This window comes from Streptomyces sp. NPDC086989, assembly GCF_044745505.1.
In the GTDB taxonomy this organism is placed as follows: Bacteria; Actinomycetota; Actinomycetes; order Streptomycetales; family Streptomycetaceae; genus Streptomyces.
The window spans coordinates 219,337-238,423 of record NZ_JBIVAL010000007.1 but is presented as its reverse complement, the minus strand read 5'-3'; the positions used below and the strand labels follow the sequence as shown (position 1 = coordinate 238,423).

Below are 19,087 nucleotides of genomic sequence, written 5' to 3'. Positions count from 1 at the left end.
CCAGATTCGCTTCACGCTTCATCCGGCCCATTCTTGCAATTCTCCGTGCGCTCGCCGCTTCGGGAATTCCTTGATATGCGCCGCATTCGAGGAAGGTTCCGCATGAACCGCACACGCACGACCGATCGCTCCTCCGCCTCCTCCTCCCGGACGGGCCGGAAGGGGTTCACCGCGGCGGCCCCCGGCCGTTCAGGCGGCCAGGCGCGCCCGGGAGGACAGGGCCGGCCCGGAGGACAGGGCCGTCGGCCCGCCGCCGTACAGGGCGAGTTCGCCCTCCCCCGGACGATCACACCCGCGCTGCCCGCCGTGGAGGGGTTCGCCGAGCTGGACATGCCCGCCCCTCTGCTCGCCGCGCTCGGCGCGGAGGGCCTGAGTGTCCCGTTCCCCATCCAGGCCGCGACCCTGCCGAACACCCTTGCGGGCCGTGACGTGCTCGGCCGCGGGCGCACCGGCTCCGGCAAGACCCTCGCTTTCGGCCTCGCGCTGCTCGCCCGGACCGCCGGACGGCGGGCGGAGCCCCGTCGTCCGCTGGCCCTCGTACTCGTCCCCACCCGCGAGCTCGCCCAGCAGGTCACGGACGCCCTCACCCCCTACGCCCGCTCCGTGAGGCTGCGGATGGCCACGGTCGTCGGCGGCATGTCGATCGGCAAGCAGGCCGGCGCGCTCCGCAGTGGCGCCGAGGTGGTCGTCGCGACCCCCGGACGCCTCGCGGACCTCATCGAGCGCGGCGACTGCCGGCTCGACGACGTGGACACCACCGTGCTCGACGAGGCCGACCAGATGGCGGACATGGGCTTCATGCCGCAGGTCACCGCCCTGCTCGACCAGGTCCGCCCGGGCGGCCAGCGGATGCTGTTCTCGGCGACCCTCGACCGCAACGTCGACCGGCTCGTGCGCCGCTACCTGAACGACCCGGTGGTCCACTCCGTCGACCCTTCGGCCGGAGCCGTGACCACGATGGAACACCACGTGCTGCACGTGCAGGGCGCCGACAAGCACGCCACGACCACGCAGATCGCCGCCCGCGACGGCCGCGTGATCATGTTCCTGGACACCAAGCACGCCGTCGACCGGCTGACCCAGGACCTCCTCGACAGCGGCGTCCGGGCCGCGGCCCTGCACGGTGGCAAGTCCCAGCCGCAGCGCACCCGCACCCTGGCCCAGTTCAAGACCGGGCACGTGACCGTGCTGGTGGCCACCAACGTCGCCGCGCGCGGCATCCACGTCGACAACCTGGACCTCGTGGTCAACGTGGACCCGCCCACCGACCACAAGGACTACCTCCACCGCGGCGGACGCACCGCCCGTGCGGGCGAGTCCGGCAGCGTCGTCACCCTCGTCACCCCCGGCCAGCGGCGCGACATGGCCCGCCTCATGGCCACCGCCGGGATCACCCCGCGGACCACTCAGGTCCGCTCCGGTGAGGCCGAGTTGCAGCGCATCACCGGCGCCCGGACGCCGTCCGGCATCCCCGTGGTCATCACGGTGCCGGTGCGCGAGCGCACCGAACGCGGCGCCGGGCCGCGCGGCCGACGGGGCCGTCCCCCGCAGTCCTCGCGCCGCGGCGGCCGGCGCCAGGGCACGTTCGACGCCGCGGCCTAGGGCCCCCGGCGCGCCCGGGCCGCCTCCCGCTTCCGTACTTCCCCCTTCCTCCCGTGAGTGAGGCATCATGCGCTGTGTCATCGCCCGGTTCCCGTTCGACCTCACCAAGGCCGGCGTGCTGGAATCGATGAAGGGCGTCAAGCCCGAAACCGTCGTGGGTGAGTCGGTGATCATCGGCCGCCGCGTCTACCCCGTCATGCAGGTCGGCGAGGTCATCACCCGCCAGGACCGCCGTGACTTCAGCGCCGGCGAGGTCATCCGGGCCATGACCCGGCTCGGCTTCACCCTCCGCGGCCTGCCCGAGGCTCCCGCGGCGGCCCTGAGTCCGCTCGAGCAGGCGTCCGCCATGCTCGGCGGCCCCGTCTGCGTCTGACGTCCGAACGACACCGACAGCCCCGACAGCCCCGACCGGCACGCGCCGGCCGGGGCTGTCGCCGTGCGCGGCGTCCGCGAGCGCGAACACCCGCCCGCGGGGCAGGAAACACACCAGAGCCGGCGGATGGTGTTGAATTTCCTCCGGGGCCCTGGTGCCGTACGGCAACAGGGCCCCTCGACGCGTTCCCAAGAAGAGGTGCAAATGACAGCGGACGATTCGCTCGGCGGCCGGCTGGACGACGATGACTACCCCGCCTACACCATGGGCAGGGCCGCCGAACTGCTCGGTACCACGCCCGGTTTCCTCCGTGCCGTCGGCGAGGCCCGCCTGATCACCCCGCTCCGCTCGGAGGGCGGCCACCGCCGGTACTCGCGCTACCAGCTGCGCATCGCCGCCCGCGCCCGGGAGCTCGTCGACCAGGGCATGCAGGTCGAGGCCGCCTGCCGCATCGTCATCCTCGAGGACCAGCTCGAAGAGGCCCAGCGCCTCAACGAGGAGTTCCGCCGCGCCGCGGGCACACCCTCCGACACGTCCGGCTGACCCGCCCCCAGTCCGGTGTCGGCGCCGGCCGCCCGGCGAGCGGGCCCGCCTTCGGGCGGGCACCGTGTCGCACCCGGTGCCCGCCCCCGGCCGCCCGCGTCAGGCCTGGAAGAGGGCGCGGACCGAGTCGTCGTACGCGGCGCTGATCCGGAAGGCCTTCTCCGCCAGGGCCAGGCGTCGGGACAGGGGGACCGCCGAGGGGCTGCCCGCACCGGACTCCAGCAGGGCGAGGACCTCGTCGTAGTCGTCGGGGTCACCGAGCGGGATGACGTGCTCGCAGTTCTTCGCGGCGCCACGGAGCATCGCCGGGCCGCCGACGTCGATCTTCTCGCGGAAGGCGGCGAAGTCGATGCCCTGCTGCCGCTCGGGCAGCAGGTAGTAGTTGCAGGCGACGAGGTCGACGCGGGTGATGTCGTACGCGGCGATCTCCGCCAGGTCCGCGGGGGTGTCACGGGCGAGGATGCCACCCATGCGGTCATTGACCGTCCGCGGAGAGGATGGCGTCGACGCCGAAGGATCCCCGGTACTCGGCCTCGTCACGGAGGGTCTCGCCGGTCCTGCCCCAGATCGCAGGCTTCGAACGCCTCGGCCAGGCACTCCTTCGTCAGCGCGCTGACGGTGGAGGGGAGGAGCCGTGCTCCGGCCCGCTTCCAGAAGGAGTCCGCGATCGTCTTGTCCTCGTACCGCAACCACTCAGGCCGGCGCCATCCCAGGCAGCGGCGGTCCAAGAGCGTGCTGTGCCCGCGCTCGAAGGGCGGGGTGACGACGAGGGCCTCACGATCGGCATCGAATGCGTCCAATGCCGCGCGGAGGTCGGGGGACGGCGTGACGAGCCGGTCCTTGAGCTTCCTCAGCCGATCGTCCACGGAGTCGGCACAGACACCTAATCCGAAGAAGCGATCCTCGGGCGACAGCTGCGATGCGCCGCCCACCACCAGGAACGGGTGTCCATACCGTGCGGCTGGAGGAGGTCGAGCAGCCAGGACGCGGCTGCGGCGCGCGGCGACACGAAGATGATCTCCTTGTCCCTGAAATGGCGCGCCGCCACGTTCGCGAGGCGTTCCTTTGCACCCTCCGACACGCCTCCGACCTCGTTCACCACTTCTTCCTTGCGCCGCGCCCGTCAGGGCCTGTCCGCACGCGTGGCAACGAGGTCGTACAGCGGAGTCCCCACCAGCCTGGGGCTCTGCGAGACCTCGGCGGACAGACCGTGCTTTCCGAGGAGTGCCACGATCTCCTCCAAACGACCGCCTTCGGCGTGCACTTCTGCAGCCACGCAGCGGATGCGCGGCCAGTGGTCGTCCTCGATGCCTCGCAGCACGGACAGTTCGGCGCGCTCGACGTCGACCTTCAAGAGGCCTATGTCATCGAGTCCGTACCGGCGGATGGTCTCCGATACGGTGGTGGCGGGCACGGTGAGGGACGTACCGCAGTGGAGGCCTTCGAGGAGTTCGTCGATGAACTCCTCGTCGATCCCCGAGTTCCGCAGGAAGTGCCGGGTCGTCTCGTCGTCCGCCTCGCGGTCCGCGAAGAGACCGGAGTTGCCCGGAGAGTTCGGGTAGAAGGTGAAGTCCAGCTCCCCGACCTCGTCGCTCACGGCGGCGCGCACCGCAACGGCCCCCGGAACGTGCCGGCGCAAGTTCTCTTCGAGACACGCGAAGGTCATCGGCGCCGGCTCGAACGCGATGATCCGCACGTCCGGGACCGTGTGTCGGAACATCAGCGAAGCCAGTCCGATGTTCGCCCCGATGTCGAGTACGGCATCGCCGGGGCGCAGGCGGCCCGCCGCAATGCCGTACATGCCCTCCTCGGACATCTCGGACCACAGCAGGAGCGCTTCGGACTCGGTGATGCAGGCAACGGCCTGCCCGTTGGGCAGCTCGACGTTCAACTGTCCCGCGCTCGGTTCATCGGTCTTCATCGTGGGAATCCTCTCTGTCGCCGTCTTTCGCTGCGGTCGCTGCCGAGCTGACCGGGCTCAGCCGTGCCATGACTTTTAGGGGACCGCGTGTGAAGTTGGACGGACTCCACTCCACGGGCGCGGTCAGCTCGATCTCCGCGACCCGGGTGCGCAGGTCCTCCAGGAAGGCGGCGATCTCCATGCGCGCGAGTCGGGCACCGACACAGACGTGGCGGCCGCTGCCGAAGCTGAGGTGCCGGTTGGGGCGCCGTGCCACGTCGAACACATGGGCATCAGGGAAGACGGCCGGGTCACGGTTGGCCGCGTGGGTCCATACGGTGACCCGGTCACCGGGAGCCAGGACCTGATCGCCGATCCGCGTTTGCCGGGTGACGGTCCGCATCGCGTGCACCGCGGGCGACACCCAGCGCAGGATCTCCTCCACTGCCGGAGCGACGAGTTCGGGGTCCTGTCGCAGTCGGGCCCACTGGTCGGGATGCTCCGCGAGCGCGACCAGTCCGCCCGCGACCGCATACCGGGTCGTCTCGTTCGCGCCGATGAGAATGCCGGCCAGGTTCACCACGAGGTCGACGTCGGAGAACGGGTGTTCGCCCGATGCCTCCGCCTCGGCGGCGGCGCCGACGAGGATGCTGATCAGGTCTGGACCCGGCTTCTGCCGGCGCTCCTCGATCACCTCGGTGAAATACAGGAACAGCTCCGTGTTGGCAGCCATGCGGACTTCTTCGTCCTCGGAGTCGATTCCCTCGGTCGTCAACCGGCCGATCCAGTCCCAGTCGCCGCGAGGCAGTGCCATGAAGGCACATATGACGTGTGTCGGGAGGGGACGCGCGACGGACGAGACGAACTCACAAGGGGCGCCGCCGAGAGTCGTGTCCATCAACTCCCCGACAACGTCATTGACGTGGGATTCAAGGGTGCGGACGACGGGAGGCGTGAAGGCGGCTCCCACCAGTCTGCGCACCCTCACGTGCTCGGGATTGTCCGTGACGATCAGCATCTTGTCGGCCACGGCCTTGACTGCATCGGCATGGCCCCCGAGGCGCATGCCGCTGCGTGAGCTGAACAGGTCCGCGTTCGCGTAGACGTGGGACACGTCCGCATGGCGGGTGAGGGTCCAGAATCCCGGTCCGTCCTCCTCCTCGTGGAAATGAACCGGGCTTTCCTCCCGCAGGTGCCCGAGCACATCGATGAATTGATCGTCGGCGAACAGCGCCGGATCGGTGAGATCGATGCACCTTTCCCGCTGCCTGCCCCCTCCCGAGTACATGACGCTTCCCCCTCCGGCGTGGCCGTGACTGAATTTGTTGGCGCGCGCGAATGGCGCAGAGATCGGCAAGAAAAGACGCAGGAGCAAATGCTCACGGGTTCAGGCCCCGGCCACGGCTCCCGGTCGGCGTGCCGCACGGAATTCCGATCGTCGACCGCACGCCGCCGATCATTCCTATCAGACGTCAACTGGTGCGTACAGAGTGATCGGTTCGGCTCGCCGCGCCGCAAAATCTTCGCTATCACGCCAGAATGTCACTCGCCCCCACAAAAACCGCGTACGGTAGCTTCTGTGCGACAACGTCCGGTATGGCCTGACCGAACGCCCCGGCACCCCCTCTGAGCGGCAACGATACTTGAGTGATTCGCAGTTGACACTCGATGAGTGGTGCTGTGTATCGTGCAACGGCCTCCTCCAAGATCACCTGCCGAGAGGGGGCGTGACCGAGAGTGCGAGCACGGGGGAGGCAGGTTTGCATATCCACACAGGTCAACCACAAACGGAGACCAGGGCTCCGGCAACGCCGGCCCAGCGCCGAATTTGGCTGGAAAGTCGAGTTCGGGAGGACTCGGGATCCGAGAATGCGGGATTCCACTCAGTTCTGCTCCTCAAACTTCAACCACGCGTGTGCTTCACCTCGTTAGGCCGCGCCCTGTCCGGGCTGGTGGAACGGCATGAGGCACTGCGCACCACTTTCGAAGTCATCGCGGACGAACTCTTCCAAATCGTCCGACCTTCCCGCCCACCGGAGCTCTCCGTCGTGCGGCAGGGCTCCGAAGGCGAGCCGTCCCCGGAGCACCAGCAGTCGGCCTTCTTCCGGGAACCGTTCGACCTGGCCGCTGGACCGGTCTTCCGGGCCCGCGTGTTCACCTCCGCATCAGGCGAGCAGACGCTGATGCTGGTCATGCACCACATCGCGACGGACGGCTGGTCCCTCGGCCTTCTCCACAACGACTTGTCCGAGTTGTACCGAGCCGAAGTCGAACACGGCACGCCGGAACTGCCGGAGCTCCCACTGCGGCTCACCGACCTGGGTGAGCAGGCCGCCGGCGACGCCGCACTCGCCGACATCAAGGACTGCCTCGTCCACTGGGAGCAGCAGCTGTCGGGCGCCCCACCGGTCCTGGAGCTGCCGCTCAAGGGCACGCGGCCCGCGGTCCGTTCCCACCAGGGCGACCGTGTCGAGCTGGAGATCCCGGACGTGCTGCGGCGCCGTGCCCGTGGCCTGGCCGCCGAGGTCAACAGCGCGGACTTCGCCGTGTATCTGAGTGTTCTTCAGATCGCTCTGGGCCACTGGTGCGGTCAGGACGACATCGTGGTGGGCACGGTGACCGCAGACCGGTTCGAGCCGGGTTCGGAGCACCTCGTCGGACCCCTGGTCAACATCCTGCCCCTCCGGGCCCGGATCGACGAGGAAATGAGCTTCCGGCAACTGGTGTCGTCCAACCGTGACATGGTGCTGGAGTCCATGCAGCACATGGCCCTCGGGTTCGACGAACTGGTCCACCACCTCGCTCCCGAACGGGTTCCCGGATGCGCACCGCTGGTCCAGGCGGTGTTCAACGACATCCGCGAGGTCGAGCCCGCCGGCGACTCCGTGCTCGGCACCCCCGTGCCGTTCGCCTACGGGGAGAGCACGCACTTCGACTTCGTGGCCGAGCTGGAGGACCGTGCGGGATTCTCCTACCTGGCGCTCTCGTTCGCCGTCGACATACTGGACCGCCGCTCCGTCACCGCCTTCGGGGTCCGGTACCTGCACCTGTTACGGCTGCTCTGCGATCGGCCCGACCTGCCCCTGGCGGCGCATCCCCTGGTGAGCCCGGCCGAGCGCGCCGAGCTCCTTTCCAGGGGGGCGGGTGGCGCCGCTGCGCCGGCACCGGGTTTCGTGCAGCGTGTGTGGGAGTCCGCGGCACGCCATCCCGACCGTCCGGCCGTCGTGGCGGCGGGCGAGACGCTCACCTATCGGGAGCTGACCGACCGCGCGGCGCGGCTCATGCACGAACTGCGCGCGGCCGGCGTCGGGCCCGAGAGCCCGGTGGGAGTCCACCTCCCCCGCTCCCCGGAGCTCGCGGTGGCGTTGGCCGCCGTCATGGGGGCTGGCGCCTCGTACGTGCCGCTCGACCCCCGCTACCCCGTGGACCGGCTGCGCTACATGGCTCAGGACTCCGGTATCCGGGTCCTGGTCACCGCCGATCCGGAGGGAGCCGCGGAGTGGGCTGGCCCGTGCACCGTGCTGCGGCCCGCGGCCGCGGGGTCGGGCACTGCTCCGGCGGTGCTGGCCGGACCCTGCCCGGACGGCGTCGCCTACACGATCTACACCTCCGGGACCACCGGTCGCCCCAAGGGAGTACAGGTCCCCCACCGCGGACTGGGCAGCATGGTCGACTGGTACGTCGACACGTACGGGCTGACCTGCCACGACCGGATCCCCCAGCTGGCAGGCATCAGTTTCGACGCCGCGATCCTGGAGATGGCCCCGGCGCTCGCCGTCGGCGCCTGCCTCGTCGTCGTACCCGATGACACCAGGGTCGACCCGGCGGCGCTGTGCCGCTTCCTCGACGCCTCCGGGGCCACGGTCGCCTTCCTCGTCACGCCGGTGCTCACTGCGATCGAGGGCGCCGGGCTCGCACTGCCCGACCGGATCCGCGCGGTGCAGGTCGGCGGCGACGAGCTGCCCGCGGTGCCCCAGGGGTTGCACTACCGGCTCTCCAACCTCTACGGCCCCACCGAAGTGTCCGTGGTCAGCGCTGCCGGAGAGCAGGTCGAGGGGGCGGCGGTCACGCTGGGCGGTCCGCTGCCCGGCGGGCTCCTCTACCTGCTCGACGACAGGCTGCGGCTGGTGCCGGACGGGACCCCCGGCGAGCTGTACGTCGGCGGCACCGGGGTCGCCCGCGGCTATGCGGGCCGACCGGGCCTGACCGCCTCGCGGTTCCTCGCCGACCCGTTCGCCGCCGACGGATCGCGGATGTACCGGACCGGCGACCGCATGCGGTGGGACGACGACGGGACACTGGTCTTCCTGGGCCGCAGCGACACCCAGGTCAAGATCCGCGGATTCAGGATCGAGCCCGCCGAAGTGGAGCGGGTCCTGCTGGAGACCGAGGGAGTGGCCGTCGCCTGCGTGGTGGTCCGCGAGCTGCCCGGCGCGGGGAAGCAACTGGCCGCGTACTTCGTGCCCGAAGCCGCGAAGGGCGGCGGCCCCGACCCCGAAGAGGTCCGCGACCGTCTCGCCCGCACGCTGCCGCAGCACATGGTGCCGGCGTCACTGGTCAGCCTGTCCGAGCTCCCCCTGACACCGAACGGCAAGGTCGACCGGGTCGCTCTGGCCCAACGCCCGGCGCCCGCCAGCGACGAGGCTCGTTTGACGGCCCCCGAGGGTCCCGTGGCCGAACTCCTCGCGGACATCTGGGGCGAGGTCCTGGGCATGGCCCGGGTGTCGGCCCGCGACGACTTCTTCGTCCTCGGGGGCCACTCCCTGCTGGTCACCCGGGTGGCGGCGCGCGTGGGCGACCGACTGGGCCTGCCCGTGCCCCTGAGCCTCTATTTCGAGAAGACCGTGCTCCAGGACCTCGCCGACGAGATCGAGCAGCGCATCCTCGCCGCCATCGGCGAAGCCCCCTGAACCCCCCTCCCTTCTTTCACTTTGCCAGGAAGAGACACATGACAGCCTCTGGCGCCCACCACCAGGTACTCGTGAACGACGAACGGCAGTACGCGATCCACCCCGCCAGGCTGAGTCCACCGGCCGGCTGGCGGACAGCGGGATTCACCGGCACGGAGACAGCGTGCATGGAATTCGTCGATGAGGTGTGGACGGACATGCGTCCCCAGAGCCTCATCGACCAGATGTCCGGGAGCAGTGAGTGAACCAGACGGCCGATCGCAGGGCAGCCATCGCGAAGTGGCTGGCAGAGCGCGCCGAAGCCGCATCGCAGGGCCCCGACGCGACACCTGCGAACACGGGGCGCATTTCCATGGGCCAGCGCGGGCTGTGGTTCCAGAGCGGACTGGGAGAGAGCGAGAACACCGGCTCCGCCTTCTGCTACCGGCTTCGCGGCCACCTGGACCACGACGGCCTCGCCCGCGCCTTCGAAGCGGTCATCGCCCGCCACGAGCCGCTGCGCACCCGCTACGTGTACCGGGGCGACGAGCCGGTCATGGTGGTCGACCCGGCTGCGCCAGTGGTCCTCGACGTCACCGATGTCGAGGCTCCTGCGGGCGAGGAGGGCATCGACTGGCTGGTACCCGCGGTCCAGCAGTACGTCGGCGAACCGTTCGACCTCGGTGCGGACGCGGCCTTGCGCCTGAAGCTGTGGAGGATCGCGCAGGACGACCACGTCCTGGCCTTCGTGGTGCACCACATAGCCTTCGACGGCTGGTCCCTCGGCGTCTTCCAGACCGAGATCTCGCACTTCTACGACCACTTCGTCGCGGGCGGTCCGGTCACGCTGCCCGAACTCGGCACCACGTACGGCACGTTCGCCGAGGAGCAGCGTCGATCGGTGGACGAGGGGCGGTTCGGCGAGCACGCCGCGTACTGGAGCGAGCAACTGCGCTCCGCCCCGCCGCTGCTCGACCTCCCCACCGACCATCCCCGTCCCGTGGTGCAGTCGTTCAAGGGCGACCTGCACGACGTCGTGGTGCCGTCCGGTGTCTGCGGGGGCCTGAGCGCGGTGGCCGAGGAAGAGGGGGCCTCACTGGCCATGGCCCTCACGGCCGGCTACGCGCTGTTCCTCGGCCGCTGGACGCGCAAGGACGAGGTCGTCGTGGGTCTCCCCGTGGCCAACCGGTCCCGGGCCGAACTCGAGTCGCTCATCGGCATGTTCGTCAACCTCCTGCCGATCCGGGTCCGGCTCGACGGCGAGCTGACGTTTCGCGGACTGCTCCGGCAGGTCCGTGCGACGATGCTCGCGGCCTTCGACCACCAGGAACTGCCGTTCGACCAGATCGTCCAGGACCACCGGCGGGCGGACGAGGACCAGCGGTCCACGCCCATCGTGAACGTGGCCCTCGCCCTGCAGACGGCCAACCGCGGCAGCCTGGTGTTCGGCGAGGCGTCGGTGGAGCCGCTCATGGTGCACGAGCGCACCAGCATCTTCGACCTGACGCTGACCATGGCCCCGGACGGGGACCGGTTCGCCGGATACATGGAGTACAACAGGGAACTGTTCGAGGCCGAGACCATCGGCCGGATGAACGAGGCGCTGGCCGTGGTGTTCGCCCACTGCGGTGGCCGCCCCGACGCCCTCCTTGCCGACCTGTCGCTGGCGGGGGACGAGCCCGCCGTACGGAGCAGCGGTCAGCCGGCGTCGGCAACGGCACCGGACGAGCCCGCCGCCCGAGGCCTGTTCGACCGGTTCCTGGCCACCGAGCGGGACGAACCCCAGCTCGAAGCGGTCACAGACGAACAGCGCACCCTCAGCTACGGCGAGCTGGGCGCGGCTTCGGCTGCGTTGGCTGCCCGGCTGACCGCGGCCGGCGTCGTCCCGGGCTCGGTGGTGGGCGTGCACCTGCCGCGGGGCACGGACCTCCTTGTTTCCTTCCTGGCCGTGCTGTGGGCCGGCGGCGTCTACCTTCCGCTGGATCCCGTCCATCCCGAGCAGCGGCTGCGCGAGATCGTCGAGGACAGCGCTGCGGGCCACATCGTGTCCGATGCCCCCGCACCGGCCGCGCCGTGGACGGCCGGCCGCGTCGTTCTCGCTCCCTCGCCTGACCGCGACGACGTGGTGGCGCTCACGCCCGACCACGGGGGCCGTCCCGCTCCGCTGCAGGTGGAAGGTTCGGCCCCGGCCTACCTCATCTACACTTCCGGGTCCACCGGTCGGCCCAAGGGCGTGCTGGTGAGCCGGGCGAGCCTCGACCACCTGGTCGCGGCGCAGGATGCGCTGCCGGTGGAGGCGATGGAGCGCTTCGCCGCCGTTGCCACACCATCTTTCGACGCCTCGGTCTGGGAGATGGTGCTGCCCCTGGGCCGGCGGGGACGCCTCGACTTCTGCGCTCCCGAGGAGCTCGCGGAGCGGCTCGCCTCGTACGGAACGCAGGTCCTGACCGCCACTCCGTCGCTGCTGGGGACGGCGGACCGGCTGCCGCCGTCCGTGAAGGTGGTCGTGTCGGCCGGTGAACCGCTGCCGGAGGCCCTCGCCGAGAAGCTGGAGCAGTCGGCCGTCCTGGTCAACGCCTACGGGCCGACCGAGGCAACGGTGTGCGCCTCGTTCTCGACCTCCGCCCGCGGTCAGGACACCCGCAGCATCGGCGTGGCCCTGCCCGGCGTCGGCCTTCACGTCCTCGACGAGAGATTGCGTGAGGTGCCCCGCGGTGCCGTGGGCGAGATCTGCATCAGCGGTGCGGGCGTCGCCCTCGGCTACCACGGCGACGAGGCCCTCACCAAGGCCCGGTTCCCCGATTCCGTGGTCGAGCCGGGTGACCGCGTCTACCGCACCGGCGACCTCGGCCGGTGGGGGGCGGACGGCTGCCTCCACCACCTCGGCCGCGCGGACGACCAGGTCAAGCTCAACGGCCAGCGCGTACAGCTGGCGGACATCGAGGCAGCGGCATCCCGGGCCGGCGGCGTCGCCGCAGCAGCCGCGTACGTCAGCCGGACGGCGGCGGGCGTGCATTTGGGCCTGGCCGTGACCGCACGGGGGACGACCGACCCCGCCGCCCTGGTCACGGCGGTCGGGGAAGCGTGCAGCGCGTGGCTCCCGTCCGGTGTCGTGCCCACGTGCGTGTGGGTGGCCGAAGAGCTGCCGTTGACCCCGAGCGGGAAGGTCGACCGAAAGGCCCTGGCCTCCGCGGAACCGGCGCCGGCGCAGGCGACACCGGATGCGGCGCAGCCGCGCACCGCACTCGAGGAGTCGGTCGCCGGGATCTGGGAGGACGTGCTGGGCGCGCCCGTGAACGACCTCTCGGCCACCCTCTACTCCCTGGGCGGCCAGTCGCTTCAGGCGGTCCGGATCATCTCGAAGATCCGCGAGCAGCACGGCATCCGGATCGCCGTACGGGACTTCCTCTCGGCCCCGACCGTGGCCGCGCTGGCCGAACGGCTCGGCAAGGAACTGAACCAGTGACGCCGGCCACCGCATCCGCACCCGTCCTGGTCCTCCTCCGCGAGGCGGACCCCGTAGCCTCCGGCGCCCCGCTGGTCGTCCTCATGCCGCACTCGGGCTGCAACAGCGGTGTGTTCCTGCCCGTGGCGCAGGCCATGATCGGCCCATCAGCCGTGGTGGCCGTCGACTACCCCGGCCACGGTGGACGTTTCATCGAGGCGCCCGCACCCGACGTCTTCGTCCTCGCCGCGGAGATCGCCGACGCCGTGGCCGCGCTCGCCCCGGCGGAGGTCGTCCTCTTCGGCCACAGTTTCGGATCCATCGTCGGCTTCGAGGTCGCACGCGGGCTCGCCGAACGGGAGGTGCGGGTCCGCCGGCTCGTCGCGTCCAGCTGTGTCAGTCCGCATGCGATGGCCGCGGAGACCCGGGCGGTCCACCAGGTGTCCGACAAAGTCCTGCTCGACCTGCTGGTCGGCCATGGCGGCCTCGATGCCGACCTCCTGGCAGAGCCCGAGCTGCTGGAGGTGATGCTCCCCGTCATCCGTCACGACACGATGCTGGGCGAGCTACACCGCCCCGTGCCGGGCGCGGTCGTCGAGGTACCGGTGACGGCGGTCGGCGGATCCGAGGACCCCACCGTCAGCCGGACCGATCTGGCCGGCTGGGGCACGTGCACGACGGCCGAATGCACGGTCGAGTTCGTGCCCGGAGGCCATTTCCACGTGATGGAACACCCGCAGAACATCGCGGCCCTGCTCACGGCCGCGGCACACCGCGACGCCGGAGCGCCGCTGGAGAACACCGGAGGACCGACATCGTGAGGCCGCTCTCGCCGAGCTTCTGGGAGCTCACCCCCGACGCTGCACCGGAGCTCCCGGTGGCACTCGTCTTCCCCTTCGCAGGCGGCAGCGCCCACTCCGTCCGGGAGTGGGGCGAGCGCCTCGCCGGCCACCGCGCCATCGCCGTGCAGTACCCGGGCCGGGGGACCCGGCTCGGCGAGCCCTTCGCCGCGTCCGTGGAGGAGTTGGCCGCTGCGCTGGTGGACGAGTACGCCACGTTCTCCGCGGAGGCACCGTCGCTGCTCCTCGGTCACAGCATGGGCAGCCTCGTCGCCCTGGAGACGGCGCTGGTCTTCCAGGAGCGCGGCACGCCCGTGGGCACCCTGGTCGTGTCCGCGGCCGGCCCCCCGGGCACCCGGGCCCGCGGTGACGGCCCGCTGTCGGAAAGCCGGCACGGCAAGCCCCTGCACCTCCTCGGGGACGACGAGCTCGCCGCGTCTCTGGTGGCGGCGGGCGGCCTGCCGGCGGAGACCCTGGACGAACCCGAACTGCTCGCCATGGCACTGCCGGTGGTGCGGCACGACTTCCGGCTGGGGTGGACCTATCGGCATCCGGTGCCCGGACGGGTGGTGTCGTGCCCGCTGTTCGCCCTGGGCGGCATCGACGACCAGGCCGTGCCCGCCGAGGTCCTCCGGGGCTGGGCGTCGTTGACGACCGGTACGTTCACCACCCGGACCTGGCCGGGCGGTCACTTCTACTACCGCAGGGAACTCGTGGACTTCAACGCTCTGGTCCATCCGGGGACGGCTGCCCCGGCCGGCGGCGCCGACGCCGCGCCGCAAACCGCTCCTGCCGCCGCGCTGCAGGACGCGGAGGACGAAGTGCTGCAGGCGGTCGTCGACGTCTGGGGCGAGCTGCTCCCCGGCGCCGCCCTGGACGGGCAGACGCGCTTCTTCGAGGCCGGGGGCACGTCCATCGCAGCCATGCGGGGCTGTGCGAAGCTGAGCTCCCGACTCGGTGTCCGCGTTCCCGTGAAGGTCCTCCTCAACCACGGCCGCTTGGACGAGTTCGCCACCCAGGTCTCCGAGCTCCGGCGCGCCGCCCGATGAAGCGGCTGCTGGTGCCCTATGACAAGGGTGCGGTCCATCCCGCGGAGATGGCGGGCGCCCTGGGTGACGTGGCGGAGATCGTGTACGGCGTCGCGGACTCCGAACACGCCCGGCGGCTCGAACCGGTCATGGCGGCCCTGGGCCGTACCGTCGCGTTGACCGGTGGCCGCGAAGCCGACCGGAGGGCGGTCGAGGCGCTGGACGTCGACGGCGTGGTCACTTTCAGCGAGCGGATGATCAGGACGGCGGGTTGGCTCAGCGCGGACCTGGGCCTGCCGGGCCCCGGCGCCGCAGCGGCCGAGGCGGTCACCGACAAGAGCCGCCAACGTGACCTGATGCGCGCCGGCGGCGTCGACACCACGCGGTCCGCGGTGATCGCCTCCGGCGCCGACTGGGACGCAGCCGTTGCGGCCGTCGGTCTGCCCGCCGTGCTCAAGCCGGCGCGTGGCGGGGGCAGCCGGGAGACCCACCCCGTCACCGACGCGCAGGAAGGACGCCGTCTGCTGGCCCGCGTCCAGGGCGCGGGTGAACCCTTCGTACTGGAGGAGCTGCTGCTCGGGCGGGACCACAAGCCCTTCGGGGACTACGTCTCGGTGGAGAGCCTCGTACTGGACGGAACGCCCCACCACTTCGCAGTGACCGGCAAGTTCCCGTTGGCGGCCCCGTTCCGCGAGGTGGGCCAGTTCTGGCCCTCGCCGCTGGGGATCGCTGAGACCGACGCCGTGCTCGACCTGGTGACGGCCGCACTGCGGGCAATCGGGTTCGGCACGGGGGTGACGCACACGGAGCTGAAGCTGACCCCCGGCGGCCCCCGCGTCATCGAGGTGAACGGCCGTCTCGGTGGACACATCAGCGAACTCGCCCGCAGAGCGGCGGGCTTGGACGCGGTGCGCATGGCCGGCACGGCCGCCCTCGGCGACACCTCGACACCGTCACCGGTCCCGACCTCGGGCCGGGTGTACTGGCAGTACAACAACCCGGCGCCACGGGAGCGCTGCGAGCTCCAGGCCGTCCTCGGATGGCGCGAGACCTTGAGGATCAAGGGCGTCACCGCCTACACGCCGTATCTGCGGCCGGGGGCGGGGCTGCCGGGCGGAGTGATGACGGAACCGCTGGACCTCGTGGCCGGAGACGCCGCCGACCACGACGAGATGTTCGCCCAACTGGCCGAGGCGGGACGCACTTTGTCATATTCCTTCACGTTCGCCGATGGTGAGCGGACCATTTCCATGGGGTGCTTGTCCGATGCCTAGTACCGCGGGCGCGTCCACGCGCCCCGTCACCGAACCGGATCTGACGGATCCGTCACTGCATGCCCAGCAGGACCTCTCGGAGTACTTCGGGCGCTTGCGCGCCGACGAGCCCGTGGCCCGGCGGGAAACCTCCGACGGGCGCGGGTTCTGGCTGGTCAGCCGACATGCCGACGTGCTGACCGTGTGCCGGGACACCGACTCGTTCGTCTCCACCGGCGGCAACGTCATGGACACGCTGCTGACCGGCGGAGACACGGGGGCCGGTCGCATGCTCGCCGTGACGGACGGCCCCAAGCACGCCAGTATGCGCAAGTTGCTGTGGAAGTCCTTCACCCCTGGTGCCCTGCAGAGCTACGCGGAGCGGATCCGGTCGGCGACGCACGACCTCGTCCGCGAAGCCGTACGCACGGGGCAGTGCGATTTCGCCCGCGACGTCGCGGCGCACATTCCCCTCGCTGCCATCTGCGACCTGCTGGGCGTTCCGGCCGAAGACCGGCCGTTCATCCTGCAGCGGACCAGCAGCGCGCTCGGCTCCGAGGACGCCGCGCACGCTCCGGGCGCCGCCCGGCTGGCCAAGGGCGAACTGCTGCTGTACTTCGCCAAACTGGCCCGGGCCCGACGCAGTGCCCCGGCCGACGACTTGATCACCCTGCTGTCCACGGGCGTGGTGGAAGGCGATCGGCTCACGGACGACGAGGTCGTACTCAACTGCTACAGCCTCATCCTCGGTGGGGACGAGACGACACGGCTGGCCATGATCGGCGGGGTCAAGGCCCTGATCGACCATCCCGATCAGTGGCAGGCGCTGAAGAACGGCGACGTCGAGACATCCTCCGCCACCGAGGAGATCCTCCGGTGGACCTCGCCGGCGCTGCACGTCGGCCGGACCGCCGTACGCGATGTGGAGCTGGGCGGAGTACGCATCCGCGAGGGCGACGCGGTCGTGGCCTGGACGGCATCCGCCAACTTCGACGAGGCCGAGTTCGACCGGCCGGACCGGTTCGACCTGGCCCGGCAGCCGAACCGGCACCTGTCCTTCGCCCACGGGCCCCACTACTGCATCGGCGTCCACCTCGCCCGGATCGAGATCGGGGCTCTGCTCGACGCCCTGCGCGAGACCGTGGGCGTCATGGAGCCGACGGGCCCCATCCGACGTGTCCATTCAAATTTCCTGAGCGGTCTGAGCAGCCTGCCACTGAAGTTGCGAGCCTAGAGAGTTGACGATGCAGGAACCGGCGACCATTCCCGAGCTCTTCGACGAAGTCGTGCGGCGCCACGCCGACCGCGTCGCCCTGGTACACCGGGGAACCACGCTGACATACCAGGAGTTGCAGCACCGCTCCGATGACGTCGCCGCGCTGCTGGGCCGCAGCGGCGTCACCACCGAGACCGTCGTCGGGGTGTACGCGGAGCGGTCCGTCGAGCTCGTCGTCGCCCTTCTGGGCGTACTCAAGGCGGGTGGCACGTACGTCTGCCTGGCCCCCGACCACCCCCGGGAGCGCCTCGCCCGGATCCTGTCCGACGCGGGGGCGAAGGCCGTGCTCACCACGGGCCGGCACCGGGAGGACGCAGCCGGGTTCGGCCTGCCCGTGGTGCAGGTCGCGGAGGACTCCGTACCGGTCCACGGCGCCGCGGGCGGCGTGGCTGCCCGCGGGGCGACGGCCCCGGATGCCCTCGCATACATCATCTTCACCTCGGGTTCGACCGGGAGGCCGAAGGGCGTCGGGATCTCCCACCGCAACCTGCTCGGTCTGGTCCGCGGTCAGACGTACGCCGCGTTCGGCCCCGAGGAGATCTACCTCCAACTGTCCCCCACGTCGTTCGACGCCTCGGCGTTCGAGATCTGGGCCGCGCTGCTGTCGGGAGCCCGGCTCGTGGTCCCGGCGGCCTCGTACCACGCCCTGGACGAGCTGCCCGACGTGCTGCGCTCCGAAGCGGTCACGATGCTGCTGCTCACGCCCCCGCTCTTCCACGAACTGGTTCGGCGGCAGATCGACTGTCTGAGCTCGGTCCGACGGCTCATCGTCGGGGCGGAGGCGATGTCGCTGACGGCCGCACGCACCTACCTCCGGCACGCCGAGGGCCGCGGCGCGACCTTCGCCAACGTCTACGGGCCGACCGAGGCGACGACCCTGGCCAGCTGCTACGAGATCACCGACCTCGAAGGGCCCGACGCCTCCATCCCGATCGGCTCGGCGATCGAAGGAGCAGCCGTCCATCTGCTCGACGAGGACCTGCAGCCCGTCGTGCCGGGCGCCACCGGGCAGATATTCATCGGCGGACCCGGCGTCGCGCGCGGGTACGTCGGCCGGCCCGGACTGACGGCCAAGAGCTTCGTCCCGGACCCGTACTCGGCCTCCCCCGGAGCGCGGATGTACGCCACGGGGGACATCGGGCGTCGGCGACCGGACGGCGGCATCGAGTTCGTCGGACGCCGGGACGACCAGGTGAAGATCCGCGGGCACCGAGTCGAGCTGGGCGAGGTGGAAGCGGCCCTCGCACGGTGCCCCGGTGTCCACGGCGTGGCCGTGACCGCCCGGACCACCAGCGTCGGCAGCCACCAGCTGGTCGCCCACGTGGTGGCGGAGGAGCCCGGGAACGACCGGATGGACCACGAACTGGCGGAATTCGCCGCGGCCGGCCTCCCCGCCTACCTGCGGCCCGCCACGATCCGTCTGCTGCGAGCCTTCCCCCTCACTCCGTCCGGCAAGATCGACCGGAAGGCCCTCGTCGCCGGGTCCGACACCGAGGGCGTTTCGGCGCAGGGCGTCCCGCAGGCGCCGGTGCCGACCTCCGCCGACGACGACCGGTCCGTACTCACGGGCATCTGGCGGCGGGTCCTGGGCGTCGACGACATCGGTCCGGACGACGACTTCTTCGCCCTGGGGGGCGACTCCCTCCTCGCCATCCGCGTCATCGCCGACGCGGAGGCCTCGGGCATCGAGATCGCCCTCGCCGACCTGTTCGCCACCCCCACCATCCGGGCACTGGCCGGCGGGGACGACGGACTCTCGCCGGACCAGCGGACGCTGCGGGAGGTGTGGGGCAAGGTACTGGGAGCGGTACCGGGGCTCGACGACGACTTCTTCGCCCTGGGAGGCGACTCCCTCCTCGCCATCCGCGTCATCGCCGACGCGGAGGCCTCGGGCATCGAGATCGCCCTCGCCGACCTGTTCGCCACCCCCACCATCCGG

Annotated in this window: 16 protein-coding genes; 11 read left to right on the top strand and 5 right to left on the bottom strand. The window is 70.9% G+C overall.

Annotated elements, in window-relative coordinates:
• The first annotated feature begins 102 nt into the window (after positions 1-102).
• The 3 genes from ACIPK4_RS19090 (at position 103) to ACIPK4_RS19080 (ending at position 2,518) form a co-directional block, all read left to right on the top strand.
• Positions 103-1,602 (top strand): DEAD/DEAH box helicase, encoded by a 1,500-nt coding sequence (locus ACIPK4_RS19090; protein ID WP_402314009.1) that lies wholly within the window; start codon positions 103-105, stop codon positions 1,600-1,602.
• Positions 1,603-1,669: 67 nt separating this feature from the next.
• Positions 1,670-1,975 carry an SCO5918 family protein gene (locus ACIPK4_RS19085; protein ID WP_402314007.1) on the top strand — a complete coding sequence of 102 codons (306 nt, stop codon included), beginning with the start codon at positions 1,670-1,672 and terminating at the stop codon, positions 1,973-1,975.
• A 204-nt stretch (positions 1,976-2,179) separates the two neighbouring features.
• A complete protein-coding gene (locus ACIPK4_RS19080; protein ID WP_402314005.1) occupies positions 2,180-2,518 on the top strand; it encodes a MerR family transcriptional regulator in 339 nt (112 codons plus the stop codon).
• Positions 2,519-2,617: 99 nt separating this feature from the next.
• On the opposite strand, the gene ACIPK4_RS19075 is transcribed toward ACIPK4_RS19080, so the two are convergent.
• The 5 genes from ACIPK4_RS19075 to ACIPK4_RS19055 form a co-directional block, all read right to left on the bottom strand.
• Positions 2,618-2,989 (bottom strand): hypothetical protein, encoded by a 372-nt coding sequence (locus ACIPK4_RS19075; RefSeq protein ID WP_402314003.1) that lies wholly within the window; start codon positions 2,987-2,989, stop codon positions 2,618-2,620.
• Between the two features lie 65 nt (positions 2,990-3,054).
• Positions 3,055-3,384 (bottom strand): hypothetical protein, encoded by a 330-nt coding sequence (locus tag ACIPK4_RS19070; RefSeq protein ID WP_402314001.1) that lies wholly within the window; start codon positions 3,382-3,384, stop codon positions 3,055-3,057.
• 17 nt (positions 3,385-3,401) lie between these two features.
• Positions 3,402-3,617 (bottom strand): hypothetical protein, encoded by a 216-nt coding sequence (locus ACIPK4_RS19065; protein ID WP_402313999.1) that lies wholly within the window; start codon positions 3,615-3,617, stop codon positions 3,402-3,404.
• Positions 3,618-3,641: 24 nt separating this feature from the next.
• On the bottom strand, positions 3,642-4,439 hold the full coding sequence (locus tag ACIPK4_RS19060) for an FkbM family methyltransferase (RefSeq protein ID WP_402313997.1): 798 nt from the start codon (positions 4,437-4,439) through the stop codon (positions 3,642-3,644).
• On the bottom strand, positions 4,426-5,706 hold the full coding sequence (locus ACIPK4_RS19055) for a cytochrome P450 (RefSeq protein WP_402313995.1): 1,281 nt from the start codon (positions 5,704-5,706) through the stop codon (positions 4,426-4,428). Before ACIPK4_RS19055 ends, ACIPK4_RS19060 begins: the two co-directional genes overlap by 14 nt.
• A gap of 439 nt (positions 5,707-6,145) precedes the next feature.
• Between ACIPK4_RS19055 and ACIPK4_RS19050 the strand changes: the two genes are divergently transcribed.
• From ACIPK4_RS19050 to ACIPK4_RS19015, 8 genes are all read left to right on the top strand, one after another.
• On the top strand, positions 6,146-9,328 hold the full coding sequence (locus ACIPK4_RS19050; RefSeq protein WP_402313993.1) for an amino acid adenylation domain-containing protein: 3,183 nt from the start codon (positions 6,146-6,148) through the stop codon (positions 9,326-9,328).
• A 38-nt stretch (positions 9,329-9,366) separates the two neighbouring features.
• Entirely contained in the window at positions 9,367-9,573 is a 207-nt protein-coding gene (locus ACIPK4_RS19045) for an MbtH family protein (protein ID WP_402313991.1), read from the top strand.
• Entirely contained in the window at positions 9,570-12,773 is a 3,204-nt protein-coding gene (locus ACIPK4_RS19040) for an amino acid adenylation domain-containing protein (protein ID WP_402313989.1), read from the top strand. Before ACIPK4_RS19045 ends, ACIPK4_RS19040 begins: the two co-directional genes overlap by 4 nt.
• Positions 12,770-13,573: a thioesterase II family protein gene (locus ACIPK4_RS19035; protein WP_402313987.1), complete on the top strand. Its 804-nt coding sequence runs from the start codon at positions 12,770-12,772 to the stop codon at positions 13,571-13,573. Before ACIPK4_RS19040 ends, ACIPK4_RS19035 begins: the two co-directional genes overlap by 4 nt.
• Complete coding sequence (locus ACIPK4_RS19030; RefSeq protein WP_402313985.1) at positions 13,570-14,640, top strand: alpha/beta fold hydrolase; 1,071 nt, start codon at positions 13,570-13,572, stop codon at positions 14,638-14,640. Before ACIPK4_RS19035 ends, ACIPK4_RS19030 begins: the two co-directional genes overlap by 4 nt.
• An 11-nt stretch (positions 14,641-14,651) precedes the next feature.
• Entirely contained in the window at positions 14,652-15,893 is a 1,242-nt protein-coding gene (locus tag ACIPK4_RS19025) for an acetyl-CoA carboxylase biotin carboxylase subunit family protein (protein WP_402313983.1), read from the top strand.
• Positions 15,886-17,106 carry a cytochrome P450 gene (locus ACIPK4_RS19020; protein WP_402313981.1) on the top strand — a complete coding sequence of 407 codons (1,221 nt, stop codon included), beginning with the start codon at positions 15,886-15,888 and terminating at the stop codon, positions 17,104-17,106. The genes ACIPK4_RS19025 and ACIPK4_RS19020 overlap by 8 nt, the downstream gene beginning before the upstream one ends.
• 10 nt (positions 17,107-17,116) lie before the next feature.
• Positions 17,117-19,087 (top strand): non-ribosomal peptide synthetase (locus ACIPK4_RS19015; protein WP_402314394.1); only part of this gene is annotated, 1,971 nt, incomplete at its 3' end.

What these genes read in the sequence shown, in the direction of transcription:
- ACIPK4_RS19090 (WP_402314009.1), top strand. Translation starts at nt 103, where the DNA reads ATGAACCGCACACGCACGACCGATCGCTCCTCCGCCTCCTCCTCCCGG.
- ACIPK4_RS19085 (WP_402314007.1), top strand. Translation starts at nt 1,670, where the DNA reads ATGCGCTGTGTCATCGCCCGGTTCCCGTTCGACCTCACCAAGGCCGGC.
- ACIPK4_RS19080 (WP_402314005.1), top strand. Translation starts at nt 2,180, where the DNA reads ATGACAGCGGACGATTCGCTCGGCGGCCGGCTGGACGACGATGACTAC.
- ACIPK4_RS19075 (WP_402314003.1), bottom strand. Translation starts at nt 2,989, where the DNA reads ATGGGTGGCATCCTCGCCCGTGACACCCCCGCGGACCTGGCGGAGATC.
- ACIPK4_RS19060 (WP_402313997.1), bottom strand. Translation starts at nt 4,439, where the DNA reads ATGAAGACCGATGAACCGAGCGCGGGACAGTTGAACGTCGAGCTGCCC.
- ACIPK4_RS19055 (WP_402313995.1), bottom strand. Translation starts at nt 5,706, where the DNA reads ATGTACTCGGGAGGGGGCAGGCAGCGGGAAAGGTGCATCGATCTCACC.
- ACIPK4_RS19045 (WP_402313991.1), top strand. Translation starts at nt 9,367, where the DNA reads ATGACAGCCTCTGGCGCCCACCACCAGGTACTCGTGAACGACGAACGG.
- ACIPK4_RS19020 (WP_402313981.1), top strand. Translation starts at nt 15,886, where the DNA reads ATGCCTAGTACCGCGGGCGCGTCCACGCGCCCCGTCACCGAACCGGAT.